Raw genomic sequence first — 14,217 nt, 5'->3', positions numbered from 1 at the left:
GGTGATGCGAAATCCGACCACTGGTTGTCCCCTCATGCGTCCCCCCCGGCGCGGCGCCTCGAACGCCGGAGTAGACGGTGCGGCAATGGCCGGGTCAAGTGGAAACGACTGGAAGAAGGGACCAGGTTGACTTCCGCAGGTCGGCGATGCGAAGAGCGGAACCCGGTGTATTGACGACGAGCGCCGTGCAGTTGTCCCCTGCCGCCGGGTGGTCGAGTACGTGGTGCTGCGCATGCGGCACCGAAGGTGCCTGCCCGTAGCGATGTTTCGTGGCGGACGCGGTCGGCCTTGCCCCCACGCGTCGCACGGCATCCGATGATCAAAGGTGCCCGAGAGTGGCCAGGTTCCACGGGCTGGATCATGACGACCGAACCCGGGACTCGCAGCTCGAGCCTTCAGTCCGCCGGCTCGCGGCTCGACACCAGCCGGCAATGCGTGCCGCCGACGTGGTGGCGTGCGGCTTCGTCGTCGTCCACCGCGACCGGTCGCTTGTCGGCTTCGATCGGTGCGAGGTCGAGCACGCCGGACGGGTCGATCACGACCACGTCGCGGCCGTCGTCGTGCAGCCGGCGGATGTTCTCGCGCAGGACGCGTTGCGCCACGTCGCTCAGCGAGTGGGTGTGGCGCAGCGACAGGATCACGGCGCGCGCCCCGGCGTAGGTGCCGATGCCATCGTCCTGTCCTTCACTGGTGCCGAAATCGCGTGCGAGGTGGCGGGTCAGCAGTTCGGCGCCGCCGAAGCGCACCGCGCCGCGCAGCTCGTAGATCGGTACCACGTCTTCGCCGTCCTGGCGTGCGCCGCCGCCGAGGGTGGCTTCGAGCACATGCACCAGGCTGCGGCCGATCTGGCTCACGTCCATCATGTGCAGGCCCATGTCGCGCGAGAGCCGTTCGCAGACCGCGACGCCGCGCACGCTGTTGCCATGGCCATCCAGTCGCGGCGAGAACACCGCCAGCCCCAGTTGGCCGGGCAGCGCGCCGATGATGCCGCCGGCCACGCCGCTCTTGGCGGGGATGCCCACGGTGGTGATCCAGTCGCCGGCGGCGTCGTACATGCCGCAGGAAGTCATCACCGACAGCACCTGGCGCACGCTGCTGGCCGGGAAGATGGGCTCGCCGGTCTGCGGTTGCTGGCCGGCGTTGGCCAGGGTGGCCGCCATCAGCGCGAGGTCGCGCACGTTGACGTTGACCGAGCACTGGCGGATGTAGCCGGACACCGCCTCGCCGGGGTCGCAGTCGAGCATGCCGCCGGCCTTGAGCATGTAGCCCAGCCCCATGTTGCGGTTGCCGTCGCGCAGTTCCGCATCAAAGACGGCCTCGTCCACCGACAGCGGGCGGCCCGCCAGGCGCGACATCACGTCGACGAAGCGTGTGATGCGGGCCTCGCGGCTGGCGCCGGGCGTGGCGACCAGCGCGTGCGTGGCGATCGCGCCGGCGTTGATCATCGGATTCATCGGCCGATGGCTGCCGGCTTCCAGCGAAAGTTCATTGAAGGCGTTGCCGGACGGCTCCACGCCGACGCGTTCGAGCACGCGGTCCAGGCCGTTGTCCTCGATCGCAAGCGCGTAGGCGAAGGGCTTGGAGATCGACTGGATCGAGAACTCCACGTCGTGGTCGCCGACGGCGTAGACCTCGCCATCCACGGTGGCCAGCGCCACGGCAAGCCGCGATACGTCGGCACGGGCCAGCACGTCGATGTAGTCCGCGGGCGCACCGTCTTCGATGCCGCGCACGGCGTCCAGTACGTCGGCCAGGTAGTCGGGGATCGGTGACTTCATTCGAATCCGGTGGGCAGGGGGGAAAGCCATGGTAACCGCGCCATCGGCGCCACCTGTCCGCGTGGGCATGCGGTGGAGAGTAGGCGCCGGTCCGCCGCTGCTGCTTACGATGGGCGTCGTGGCATCCGACGAGCCCGAAGGCATCGTGGAGGCATCGGGTTACGTGGAACCGATCCGTGTGCCGCGACACGCTGCTTCACCTGACCACCTGCCATGCCCGGGCCGATGCTGCCGATGTCGATGCATGCTCCGGCGTCCATGACGACATCTTCGCGCCGGACCCGTAGGCTGCAGGTTGCCTTCGTTCCCGGCCCGGCATGCACACCGACCAGCTCCTGATCCTCCTCATCCTCGCCTGCACGGTCGCGCTGTTCCTGTGGGGTCGCTGGCGGCACGACATGGTCGCCGGCGCGGCGCTGCTGGCCTGCGTGGGCGTGGGGCTGGTGAGTCCCGATGCCGCGTTCGCCGGCTTCGGCCATCCGGCGGTGATCACCGTCGCCTGCGTGCTGGTGCTCAGCCGCGGGCTGCAGACCTCGGGCGCGGTGGACGCGCTGACCCGCAAGGCCCTGCCCAATTCGGCCGGGCCGATGCTGTCGATCGCCGCGCTGACCGGGTTGGCGGCGGTGCTGTCGGCCTTCATGAACAACGTCGGCGCGCTGGCCCTGCTGATGCCGGTGGCGGTGCAGATGGCGCACAAGCAGGACCTCGCGCCCGGACAGGTGCTGATGCCGCTGGCGTTCGGTTCGATCCTCGGCGGCATGACCACGCTGATCGGCACGCCGCCCAACCTCATCGTGTCCAGCTTCCGTGCGCAGGCGAGCGAGGCGGGCGAGGCCGCGTCGTCGTTCGCGATGTTCGACTACACGCCGGTCGGCGCGGCAGTCGCGGTCGCCGGTGTGTTGCTGATCGTGCTCGGCGGCTGGAAGCTGGTGCCGGTGCGGCGCGAGGCGGCAGTGGAGGGCTTCGATCCCGGCGCCTACCTCACCGAGCTGCGCATCCCCGAAGGCGCGCGCGCCGTGGGCAAGTCCGTGCGCGAGATCGAGGAAGTGCTCGAAAAACACGACGCGCAGGTCATCGGCATGGTGCAGGCCGAGTTCCGCGTGCACGCCCCGCACCCCACGCGGGTGATCCGCGCTGGCGACATCCTGGTGGTGGAAGCCGACGCCGACGCGCTGCCCGAAGTGCTGTCCAGCCTGGGCGCAAAGCTGGAGGAAGACATTCCCGCCGACGATGGCGAAGAAGGACAACCGGATGTCGACGACGCGGACGATGCGCGGCCGACGACCGAATCGCGCGAAGCACCGTCAGTCTCGCCGGAAAACACGCACGACGAAGACGACGACACGGAAGACGACAAGCGCGACCCCGCGCGCACGCCGCATGCCGACATCGTGCTGCAGGAAATCGCCGTGCTGCCGGGCTCCCGCCTGGCGGGCCGCTCCGCGACGGACCTGGGCCTGCGCACGCGCTACAGCATCAACGTGCTCGCCATCTCGCGCGCCGGCCACCGCTCGCGTCGCCGGTTGCGCTCGCAGCCCTTCCAGGAAGGCGACCTGCTGCTGGTGCAGGGCACGCAGGCATCGATCACCGAGTTCGCCGCCGAGTCCGGTGGCGTACCGCTGGCCGAGCGCGCGCTGCGCATCCCCGACCGGCGCAAGGCCATCACCGCCGGCCTGATCATGCTGCTTGCGATCGCCGGCGCCGCGTTGGGCCTCGTGCCTGCGGCGGTGTCGTTCGCGCTGGGCGTGGTGGTGTCGATGGTGCTGCGCACCGTGCCGCCGCGCGAGGTGTACACCGCCATCGACTGGCCGGTGGTGGTGCTGCTGGCCGCGTTGATCCCCGTGGCCGGCGCCATGGAATCCACCGGCACCGCCGACCTCATCGCCCGCGTACTGTTCGAAACCGTGGCGCAGGGCCACCCCGTCATCGGCCTGGCGCTGATCCTCGTGGTCACCATGACCCTGTCGGACCTGATGAACAACGCCGCCACCGCCGCCGTCATGTGCCCCATCGCCATCGGCGCTGCCAGCACATTGGGCGTCAGCGCCGACCCCTACCTGATGGCCGTGGCCGTCGGCGCCTCCTGCGCCTTCCTCACCCCCATCGGCCACCAGAACAACACCCTGATCCTCGGCCCCGGCGGCTTCCGCTTCGGCGACTACTGGCGCCTCGGCGTGCCGGTGCAGCTGCTGGTGCTGGTGGTGTCGATTCCGATGTTGTTGTTTGTTTGGCCGCTTTAAACTGGAATACACGCCTAACTCGACAGGCTGCAGTTCGCCGTAGCTGGAATCGGAACCGGCCCAAGCAGAACCATGGAGCTGCGCGTGGCAGCCTAAGGCATGCGCTCCGATACCTCAGGGCTAGCGCGATTGAACCCGACACGGCTGCGCTCCAGACGAAATTGGCGCAATTGGAGGTGCGTGCTAGCCTCACGATGGATCCATGCCGCCCGAGACCGACGTGACACAACGAATTGATTTCCGCCCCGCCGGCGCCCTCATCGCCGCCACCGAACAGACGCGTGCCTTCATCCGCCGCACCTACACCGGCCTGGGCACCGACGGCTTTGACCCCAGCGACACGCGCGCCAGCCTGCACCGTCACTTCGAAGTGGACCGCTACTACATCGTCCACGCTGACATCGACGCAATGGCGAAGGATGGCAAAATGACCGCGAAGGACACTACGCGTGCGATCAAGCTTTACAAGCGGGATCAGGACAAGCCGGACCTGTTGGGGGTTTGATGAGTCCTGGCCTTGCCGTGCCCGCGATTGGTCCGAAACTCCGGAAGTCTCGGACCGGCCCCGAGTCAGAAATGATTAGTGCAGCGATGGCCGCTGGACTTCCATTCAGCTGGGCAGAGCGGGCGATTACCTTCCAAGAGCCTGAGCTTCCAAGTGGCGCGCCAGATGTTCTGTTGCTTCGACTAAAAGTGACAGATATTCATGGCGCCGCATCGCTTACAGAGCACGAATTGAAACTACTCCATTTCATCTCATCAAGATCGAAGGCCCGCATCCGGAACATCACCGATCTGTTGTGCTGGTCCCCCAAAGCTGCCGCCAAGACTGTCGCCTCCCTTGCCGAAAAACAACTTTTGAGCGTACGCGGCGACCTACTAGTTCCATCGTTGAACGCCAAGTCTCTGCTTGCAAGAGATATTATTGCGATTGAAGCCAAAATTGGTGGATGGAAGCGAGCGATCATTCAAGCGCAGCGAAATAAGTGGTTTGCATCACAGAGCTACATTCTCTTGTCAGGAACAGTCCCAGCTGCAGCAAAAGATGCAGCGGAAACCGAAGGAGTCGGGATACTGCGATATGGAAAAGGACGCACTGAAGTTGTGGTGAGATCCGAGAAAATGAGGCTCCCCGGATCTTATGCATCGTGGCTTGTGAGCATGTGGGGACATCGCGAGGCTCATGCATGATATCTATCGAAGATGTGCATAAGGCCTTTCCTGAATTAGGATCTCTTGCTCTCATAGCAAGTAGCGGTCAAAAGCATGTCTTCAGGGTGACCAAGAATGGCGGTCTTGTTCTGAAGCTCATAAAGAGCTCAGACTCAAGTGGCGCAAGGGCAGCTCGTGAAGCAGAAGCCGTTGCAAGGTTACGGTCTCGATATGTGCCGGAAATGCTAGAGGTTGGCGAGCGTGAAGTAGGAGGGACGCTTGCCATTTATTTCTTGGAACGTTTCATCAGCGGGAAAACCTACCGAGACATTTTGAGCAGTGGTCCGCAGTCGCTCTCGTCTGTGATTGATCTCGCAGATGCCTTGTTAACTGCTTGTTGCGAGTTTGAGGCGGCGACTCTCGTTCATCGCGACATTAAGCCGGAAAACATAATCGTTGACGAAGCAGGAAGTCACTGGATTCTTGACTTTGGTATTGTGCGTCTTCTTGACATGGACTCCGTCACAAAGACGTCAGATAGATTTGGTCCTTTTACGCCAGGATACGGTGCGCCGGAGCAAATTCGAAACTTAAAAGACAGTATAGATATCAGGGCTGATATCTTCTCCGTCGGCGTCGTGATGTACGAGGCGTTGCTGGGTCGAAACCCATACCTACATAACAAGAGGGACGCCTTGGCTGTCATTAAACACATGCTTGACCTTGATCTTGACCGCCTCGATGCACAGGTGGCTGGTTCTTTGCCCATGGCGGACTTCATTTCCGCTCTAACCTCGCGATTCCCGTCTCGACGGCCCGAGTCAGCTGGAGCCGCTTTGCAGTGGTTCAGTGACGTTCGGTGCGCGGTGATCCATTCATAAGGAGTGCGCGTGGAACTCTATCTGCAGTTCGGCTATGGAATGATGGGGCTGGCGGACGAGCTGATATCGTCTTGGGGAGGGGGTGGCGTCATTCTAAGCCCGCGAGACTTGGAGCAATCCCAGCTCGCAAAGGTCGCCAAGTCAATTGGAAAATCTTCTGCCGAAGTTCTAGTGGATCCGCAATGCTACCTGCATGCAGCGGACCACGGCAGGCTGACCTCCCATGAGTATTGGCAGCAGTTCGGTTCAAAAAAAACTAATGATCTCATCAATAGTAGGAACGTTGATTGCCTGGAGGTTCTGAAAGACCTGAATGCAGAACTCGGATGCCAATCGCTCATTCTTCCTGGAATTTATGCCGAATCCTTAGATGACCTGTGGTGGGATTTCCACGAGTCACAAATGTTGGGTGCGATGGACATTGGATTGGCGCCGTCTGAGGTTCAGCCCACCATCGCTTTGGGCGCAAGCATTGTCTCTAACGAGACCTCGATTGACGAGCTGATTGATCGGGTAAGGGGTTGGGCACCGGATAGGATTTACGTGGTTCTCGAAACAACAAGCAGCTACCTCAGCGAGGATCCGCTATGGCTGGCCGGAGTATTTCAGCTAGCAGCTGGCCTCAAGGTCTATGGAAAGAAGGTGCTTTTTGGATACGCAAATCACCAGATGCTTCCTCTGGGAGCGATTGGTGTAGATGCCATCGCATCTGGGACGTGGCTGAACGTGCGAGCTTTCCAGCCGGAGAAGTTCATGATCTCGAACGATGATGAGGTTTCGAGACGGGCCAAGGGCGGCTGGTACTACTGTCCTCAGGCTTTGTCTGAGTACAAGATGCCGATGCTTGACGTCGCGCAGCGAACGAAAGTACTGCCTTTGATGTATCCAGACCCCGATTCGGGTTACGCAACGGCCCTTTTCTCTGGAGTGCAACCTTCGCTTGTGGATTGGGGTGAAAAGAATGCATTTCTACACTATTTGACCTCCCTAAGAGACCAATGCTTGGCAACAAAGAAATCCAGTTATGACGATGCCATGTTTCATGTCCAGGCGGTACTGGAAAAAGCTAGAGGCTTGCTGGCTTCATTGAGGAAGGGCGGCGTGCGAGGTAATGATCGTGACTTTTCAGAGTTTGTGGACGTCTCAGAAGCGGCTCTGGTTCTGTTAGATGCAGCGTATGGGGCGAGGCTCAGGCGCCAGCGTCCTTGAAGCGACTACGAGAGGAGCAGGCAGAGGAAGAACGGTGTCAGGTTCACTTTTCCTACCATAACGATCGGTCGGGGTCAGCGTTCCCTCTGGTCGGTGAGCGCTTGTAGTTGACCGGGATTTGTCAACAGCCGTCGAGTACGACAGCCTCCGCATTAATGCGATATATCCAGACGTCGCCTGACTCCGCAGCAAGTTTGATCGCATCATCCTTCGCTACATGCGTCATCGCGCAGCCGAACAGTACGATCGAAAGGACTGAATATGTCCATCGAAGTAAGGCATTCTGGTCAGAGTGATAAGCAATGAGCGCGGACATCACACCGAGGATCGCGAAGGCGAAGTACCAAACTAACGGCACATAGCGAGCTAATTTTTTACTCGACAAGCTGCGGTGGCGCTTGCTCCGCCATTGCACGGTTCGGCTGCTTGCATCGTAACGCAGCAGCGGCCATAACTCCGAAAGATCTAACAGCGCTTGGCTGCTTGATGGATGGCTTAGAGCAAGACGAATGACGTGGGCGGGCAGATAGACGCCAAACAAATGGCGGACCGTTACCTCTAACCAAAGGTCGTCGCCGATTCGATCCGCATCCCAGAGATCCAAAAACTCTTTGCGATGCTGGCTTTTTCTGCCATGCAGGCTAAAAGCGCCGCGAATCACGTAGAGGACCAAAACAAAAAGAACAGCGGGAACTAAGAGTCCAGAACCGCCGGCGTCTACAAGATCCTTCAGCACGATTCTCTCCGCATCGATGTTGGTGGCTAAGACAGGCGTTGAATCAAGTCTTCCACTGGGTCATCGATCCGCTTGAACTTCTGCTCAAAGACATGCTTTCGATGATGTTCCAAATATCTCTGCTGCCCGACGGAAAACTCTCCGTATTTCCTCCCGGGTCGGAGTTTGAGCGCTAGGCGCTTCTCCACGTCATCGGGTAGTGCGCCTGAGCGAAGCAGTTCGCCGTTGTCATCAAAACTGATCCATCCGCGATCGAAGAGCAGGTCTGCGTGGGGCGTCAGGAGCAGACCGTTATGCCCATCGGTCCGTTCTTCGGCAAATTTGCAGTCCGCCCAAGGCTTGATATGACTAGCGCGTAGAAAGCGAAGATCTTGGACTCCGGTGAGACGGCAGCCCTTCTCCACCGTGATGAGTTGACGACGGAATAGCGATTGCTTCTTTCGTACCTCGACAAGCTTCTGCGTGGAGGTGGTGTCCAGAGGGCTTTGCTCAGGTGAGCGATCACGAACGCCATTAGAGAAGAACGACGAATCGGCATCCTTTGGTGTTAATCGAAAGACGATGGCATTCCGGACGCGGCCAGTCGTGTCTGGGGCACGAGGATCAATCTCTGTTCCAACGAGAACGAACTCGCCAAGATACCGACATGGCTTTCCATGGCCCATCATCTGAAACAGCAACAACTGTTTGCCATCTTTGACGTGATCACGAATAGCGCGGTTCCCGCCACTGAACGTCATGTGTCCTTGCTGGCCTTCCCCGTAGTAGCGAAGGATCACTTCGCTTTCCCATTTATCGCTATACCCGTGCGAATGACCAGCTTCCCCGGTGAAGGCAATCACCACGGGAAACTTCGCAGGCGTCGAGATACCACCTTGCTGCTGCCCACCGTACAAGCCATGGATATCACGGCGACGGCGATAGAGCGCACCAATTTCAAATGGAATCGGCAGCACAAAGACTCCAGCGATACCGTCGCGCCAGCGCATCCGTGCTTGTGTGTCCCCAGGGGGAGCCTAGCATCTCGTATGGCTGAGATCAGGCTGCGGTGCAGCAGTAGAGTTGAGTCCGATTTTGAGCTCCCTTGACGGAACGAATACGCAGTAGCAGACTCTTGACCACGGAGCGTCGAAACTCCACGCATAGCGGTACCCACCTCCGAAAACCTGGTGGGTTTTTTGTGCCCAGAGGCTTGGGCACGACCGGCGCGATCCCTGCGCCGGGAGGGCGGCTAATACAACACCCGCAAGGGGAATATGCCCGCCGTCTATGCGCGGTTTCGAACCTCCCGGCATCCCGCCCACGGGCGGGTCTTCCGTCGACAGGAGTCGAGCCATGCGAACAGGACGTCGCGTTTCGAAACCCCGATCCTCCATGCCCATGGGCTATGTGTTGCCCGAGCAGGCGCACCTCGCGCTGTTGCAACTGCGTGACCATCTGCGGTTGCTGGCGCGATTGACCGAGCCGGCGGTGGTTTCCGGCGACGAGGAGATCCCGGTCTCGCCGGAGGCATTGGCGCAATGCTTCGAACGCATGGCCCGTGATCTCGATGGCGTGCTTGCTGCAACGACGTGGCCGCATCGTAGAGCGGGCTAAATGACTCCCGACGCTTGGACCCACCCGATCTCCGTCTCGACCCATCCGAAGTCCTCGTCCGCCTCGACGATGGAGTTGCGGCTGCTATCCGTGCCAATCCGTCCGGCGCCCGCACATGGGGCAGGTCGTCGGTTGGTCGTGCATGAGGTAGACCGGCAGCGATTTGCAGGCGTGGAGTTGGAAAGGAGAAGACATGCAGGCTCCGATAGGACGCCTCTGGGACGCTTTCCCGATGGCACGGAACGGCACAGAACGGGGTCAGGTCCACTCCCGTAGCAAAGCAGGCGTCGGGGTCGACCCTATCGCCATCAGTTACATCGCGATCCGTAGGCAGGCCGGTTTCCGCTTGATATCGCTTCTGCCTCGGTGGCATAACGCCCTCGTGAAGTTGCACCGTAGTAGCGAGTGCCGGGGCAGTGGTAGACGCGGGAACTGGTATTGATCCAAACGCGCGTGCCGGAGGCTGCTTCAGGACCGCGAGGCGACAAGCCTTGTAGTACTTGCCGCTGCGCAGCCGCAGCGTCGGCAGCGGAACAGGCGCGGCCATAGGCAGCTCGGTAGCCGCGTTGTACGGCATCGGTCTCGGACATGTACCGGCCACGTTTTGTGTTGCCGTAGTACTGCCCGCCGGGACAGTGATAGACGCCGGAGCTTGTGTTTACCCAAACATCGGTTGCGATGGCCGGCAGCGACCATGCCAGCGCGAGCAGCGACGCCAGGACCGGACCGAGCCATGATCGAAAGTTGCTTTTTATTTCGGACATAACCCCGATGCCCGTCCTTATTGCGCCACTAGCATAGGCTGAGACCGGTGACGCAGTGCAGCAGATGCGGGGTCTGGCAGAAGCCGGCTCAGATTCAATTTCTTGCCTTGCTGCAACGAGCCACCCCTCGGATGTATCTGGATGGTTCCGACTCCCTTCCGAGTGCCCGCCATGTCCCGCGCCGTCTCCCTGCTCGTCGCGTGCTGCTTGCCTCTGACGCTACTGGCGCAACCGTCCCCCGCGCCGACGGACCGCCCCGTACCGGTGGCCGAGGCTGCCCTCGACCCCGCCCGACAGGCGCTCGATGCCTGGCTGGCGGCGTTCAATTCCGGCGAGCGCGCGCCGCTGGAGGCATTCCGCGACCGCTGGAAGCCGGACATGGACGTGGACGGGATGCTGGGGTTCCGCGTCGAGACGGGCGGGTTCCGGCTGGTGCGCCATGAGCCGTCGGATCCGGGCAAGGCGTTGGCGCTGTTGCAGGAAATGGACTCCGACACGGTGGCGCGCATGCAGATGGAGGTGAGGGCGGGCGAACCGGCGCGGCTGGAGATCCGCACCATCGATCCGCCCGAGGACCTGCGCGTGGCGCGCATGACGGCGCAGGGCGCCATCGATGCGCTGGTGGCGAGGGCCGACGAGCAGGCGGCGGACGATGGCTTCTCCGGCGTGCTGCTGGTCGCTAGCGGCGACGACGTGCTGCTGCACCGCGCATGGCATCGCGCCGGCGCGCCCGCGGATGCGCCGGTCACGCTGGACACCCGGTTCCGCATCGGGTCGATGAACAAGATGTTCACTGCGGTCGCCACGCTGCAGCTGGTGCAGGCGGGCAAGCTTTCGCTGGACGGCACGGTCGGCGAGTACCTGCCCGGTTATCCGAATGCGGAGGTCGCGAAGGCGACCGTGCGGCAGTTGCTGACGCACTCGGGCGGCACCGGTGATTTCTTCGGGCCCGAGTTCGATGCGCAACGCCTGTCGCTGAAGACGCACGACGACTACGTGCGCCTGTTCGGTGCGCGCGCACCCACGCATGCACCGGGCGCGGAGCAACGCTACTCCAACCATGGCTTCCTGCTACTGGGCGCGATCATCGAACGCGCCAGCGGGCAGTCCTACTACGACTACATCGACACGCACGTGTTCGCGCCCGCCGGAATGCAGCGCAGTGGATCGTTGCCCGAGGACGTCGACGTGCCCGGTCGCGCGATCGCCTACATGCGCAAGGACGGGGCCTGGGTGGATGCCGCCGACACCTTGCCGTACCGCGGCACCGCGGCCGGTGGCGGCTACAGCACGGCAGGCGACCTGCTGGCGTTCGCGCGTGCGCTGCTCGATGGCACCTTGCTGTCGCCGGACATGCTGGCCGAGGCCACGCGCAACCAGACCCCGTGGTACGGCTATGGCTTCATGGCGCGCACGCAGGACGGCGTGCGCATGTTCGGCCACGGCGGCGGCGCGCCGGGCATGAACGGCGACCTGCGCGTGTATCCCGACCACGGCATCGTGGTGGTGGGCCTGGCGAACGTGGATCCGCCTGCCGCCAATCGCCTGGTCGATTACTACCTGCTGCGCATGCCGCTGCCGACGGCGGCTGCGGAGAGGTAAACGACGGTTCGGGGGCGCGTCCGCGCGCGTCGGTGTGCGCGGAGGACGCGCGGCGCGGGCGTGGGCCGCATCGGTTCGGCAAACCTGAGCGGATGGCGGCGTCCTGCGACGTTTGTCGTTCCACGCGCATCCCGTTACAAGCACCCTCTCCTGGCACCGCCCCATGCCCCGCATCTTCGCCAGCCTGCTGCTGTGTGTCCTGCTCACGGCGACCGTCCACGCCGCGGAGCCACGTGCCGTGGCCGGTCGCGTGGCCGATGCCATCGAGCGCGAGTACTTCGATCCGGCCCGCGGCCGCGAGATCGCCGATGGCCTGCGTGGGTCCGCAGCCCGTGGCGAGTTCGATGCGCTGGTCCATCCGCAGGAGCTGGCCTCGGCCCTGACCGAGGTGCTCAAGCCACGGGACCGCCACTTCAACGTGCGCTGGCAGGACGGGGCGGACGCGGGCCCGCGGCCTGGCCCGCGCCCGGACGCGGCGCGCGTCAATTTCGGCATCCGCCAGGTGCAGCTGCTGCCGGGCAACGTGGGATATCTCGACCTGCGCATGTTCGCGGACTTCGAATTCGGCGAGCCGGATGCGCCCGCGCGGCGCGCCATCGAGGCGGCCTTGCAGCTGCTGGCGCATGCCGACGCGCTGCTGATCGACCTGCGCGACAACGGCGGCGGCTCGCCGGCGATGGTGGGGTACCTGGCCAGCGCCTTCGTGGCCCCGGGCAGCGACATCTACAACACCTTCCACTCGCGTGCGGGCACGGCATCCGAGGCGCCGGCCGAGCCGTTCGCGGCCCCGCGCACGGCGTTGCCGCTGTATGTCCTGGTCAGCGGACGGACCGGCTCGGCCGCCGAAGCCTTCGCCTACACGCTGCAGAACGCCCGCCGCGCCACGGTGGTGGGCGAAGCCACCGCCGGTGCCGCCAACCCGGGCCGGCCGTACCCGGTGGGGGACGGCTACAGCGTGTTCGTGTCGAACGGCACGCCGGTCAGCCCGCTGACCGGTGGCAACTGGGAAGGCGTTGGCGTGCAGCCGGACGTCGTCGTCGACAGCGCGCGCGCGCTGGATGTCGCCACCCGGCAGGCGCTGGAAACGCTGCTGGCCACGGGGGCCGGCGATGACGTGCGCTGGTCGCTGGAGGCACTGGCGGCTCCCGCCGACGTCGTGCACACGGACGTACTGTCGGCATTCGTCGGCCACTACGGTGCAGTGCAGGTCGAGCGCGTCGATTCGGCCCTGCAACTGCGGCAAGGCCGTCGCCCGCCGCTCCGCCTGCGCCCGCTGTCCGACACGGTGTTCTTCGTCGACGGCGAACCCACACGGCGCGTGCGTTTCGAGCGTGACGGCGACACCGTGCGTGCGCTGGAACTGCTGTGGGCCAACGGCCAGGTGGCACGGCATGTGCGCGTGGCCACGGACGCGGCGCCGTCGCGCGATTGAGTGGCCAAGGGCATCACCCGCGGCGCATGGGCGCAACAGCCGTATCGTCGCCGCGGGGATGCCCATCGCAGGGGGATTTCCGAATGCAGCCAGGGTGGGCGTGTGACGCCGCGTCGGACAGGTCATCCCCCACGCCGACCGAGCCGCGTTCCGTACCCTCGATAGGCAGCCGTGTGCGCTGGCCAGCCCCTGGTTCTGCTTACCCGTAATACGCCAGGAACATCTCCACCGCCGAATCCGCGACCGCCTTCTCCCGCGCCTGCGTCAGCAACGGCTGCCCCATCGCGATCTGCGGCCAGAAGGCGAAGCCCTTGACCAGCGATTCGAGCTGCTGTGCGGCGAAGGCGGGGTCGGGGGCCTTGAGCTTGCCGTCGGCGGCGGCGGCGCGGATCCAGGCGGCGAAGCCGGCTTCGCGCTGGCCGAGGGTGGCGATCATTTCGCGGGCCAGCTCCGGGTGGTGCAGGCCGGCGATGATGGCGATGCGGGCGAGGTCGGCGAAGTCGGGGTCGTGCAGCAGGTGCAGCTTGCGCCGCACCAGTTCCACCAGTTGCGGGCGCAGGGGCGCGTCGGCGCGGTAGGGCAGGTCCAGCGCCTGGCTACCGCGCGACATCATGGTGTCGAGGATCTGCAGGAACAGCGCTTCCTTGCTGGGGAAGTGGTTGTAGATGGTGCGCTTGGACACGCCGGCACTGGCGGCGATGCGGTCCATGCTAGTGGCCTCGTATCCGGCCGCGCGGAATTCGGCCACGGCGGCGGCCAGGATCGCGGCGCGCTTGCGGTCGGTCAGGCGGGTGGGGGTGTCGGGCTGGGCCATCGGGGCCAAGTTT

The 14,217-nt window shown here is 63.6% G+C and carries 12 protein-coding genes; 8 read left to right on the top strand and 4 right to left on the bottom strand.

The annotated features are described in order from the left end of the window. Positions 1-395: 395 nt before the first annotated feature. Positions 396-1,778, bottom strand: a complete 1,383-nt coding sequence (locus E2F46_RS15320) for a glutaminase (protein ID WP_133323459.1) — start codon at positions 1,776-1,778, stop codon at positions 396-398. Positions 1,779-2,095: 317 nt separating this feature from the next. Here E2F46_RS15320 and E2F46_RS15315 point away from each other — a divergent pair, with 317 nt between their 5' ends. The 5 genes from E2F46_RS15315 (at position 2,096) to E2F46_RS15295 (ending at position 7,260) form a co-directional block, all read left to right on the top strand. Beyond that, entirely contained in the window at positions 2,096-4,018 is a 1,923-nt protein-coding gene (locus tag E2F46_RS15315; protein WP_133323458.1) for an SLC13 family permease, read from the top strand. 202 nt (positions 4,019-4,220) lie between these two features. Further along, positions 4,221-4,523, top strand: a complete 303-nt coding sequence (locus E2F46_RS15310; RefSeq protein WP_133323457.1) for a hypothetical protein — start codon at positions 4,221-4,223, stop codon at positions 4,521-4,523. An 86-nt stretch (positions 4,524-4,609) separates the two neighbouring features. Beyond that, a complete protein-coding gene (locus E2F46_RS15305; protein ID WP_133323456.1) occupies positions 4,610-5,209 on the top strand; it encodes a hypothetical protein in 600 nt (199 codons plus the stop codon). Next, the gene (locus tag E2F46_RS15300; RefSeq protein ID WP_133323455.1) at positions 5,206-6,051 is read left to right on the top strand and encodes a serine/threonine protein kinase; all 846 of its coding nucleotides are present in this window, start codon (positions 5,206-5,208) and stop codon (positions 6,049-6,051) included. The genes E2F46_RS15305 and E2F46_RS15300 overlap by 4 nt, the downstream gene beginning before the upstream one ends. Positions 6,052-6,060: 9 nt before the next feature. After that, the gene (locus tag E2F46_RS15295) at positions 6,061-7,260 is read left to right on the top strand and encodes a hypothetical protein (protein WP_133323454.1); all 1,200 of its coding nucleotides are present in this window, start codon (positions 6,061-6,063) and stop codon (positions 7,258-7,260) included. Between the two features lie 121 nt (positions 7,261-7,381). On the opposite strand, the gene E2F46_RS15290 is transcribed toward E2F46_RS15295, so the two are convergent. Together E2F46_RS15290 and E2F46_RS15285 are read right to left on the bottom strand one after the other, a co-directional pair. Continuing rightward, positions 7,382-7,996: a hypothetical protein gene (locus tag E2F46_RS15290; RefSeq protein ID WP_133323453.1), complete on the bottom strand. Its 615-nt coding sequence runs from the start codon at positions 7,994-7,996 to the stop codon at positions 7,382-7,384. A 26-nt stretch (positions 7,997-8,022) separates the two neighbouring features. Then, a complete protein-coding gene (locus E2F46_RS15285; protein WP_133323452.1) occupies positions 8,023-8,985 on the bottom strand; it encodes an HNH endonuclease in 963 nt (320 codons plus the stop codon). Positions 8,986-9,370: 385 nt separating this feature from the next. On the opposite strand from E2F46_RS15285, the gene E2F46_RS15280 reads away from it, so the two are divergent. From E2F46_RS15280 to E2F46_RS15270, 3 genes are all read left to right on the top strand, one after another. Beyond that, positions 9,371-9,592, top strand: a complete 222-nt coding sequence (locus E2F46_RS15280) for an XAC0095 family protein (RefSeq protein ID WP_133323451.1) — start codon at positions 9,371-9,373, stop codon at positions 9,590-9,592. 935 nt (positions 9,593-10,527) lie between these two features. Further along, positions 10,528-11,958: a serine hydrolase domain-containing protein gene (locus tag E2F46_RS15275; protein ID WP_165967498.1), complete on the top strand. Its 1,431-nt coding sequence runs from the start codon at positions 10,528-10,530 to the stop codon at positions 11,956-11,958. Between the two features lie 163 nt (positions 11,959-12,121). Beyond that, positions 12,122-13,390 carry a S41 family peptidase gene (locus tag E2F46_RS15270; RefSeq protein WP_133323449.1) on the top strand — a complete coding sequence of 423 codons (1,269 nt, stop codon included), beginning with the start codon at positions 12,122-12,124 and terminating at the stop codon, positions 13,388-13,390. A gap of 199 nt (positions 13,391-13,589) precedes the next feature. On the opposite strand, the gene E2F46_RS15265 is transcribed toward E2F46_RS15270, so the two are convergent. Continuing rightward, positions 13,590-14,204 carry a TetR/AcrR family transcriptional regulator gene (locus tag E2F46_RS15265; protein ID WP_133323448.1) on the bottom strand — a complete coding sequence of 205 codons (615 nt, stop codon included), beginning with the start codon at positions 14,202-14,204 and terminating at the stop codon, positions 13,590-13,592. Positions 14,205-14,217 lie beyond the last annotated feature (13 nt).

Source organism: Luteimonas aestuarii (assembly GCF_004357985.1).
Taxonomy (GTDB): Bacteria; Pseudomonadota; Gammaproteobacteria; order Xanthomonadales; family Xanthomonadaceae; genus Luteimonas; species Luteimonas aestuarii.
Note: the sequence above shows the minus strand (reverse complement) of the source record. Positions and strands in the feature narration are given on the sequence as shown.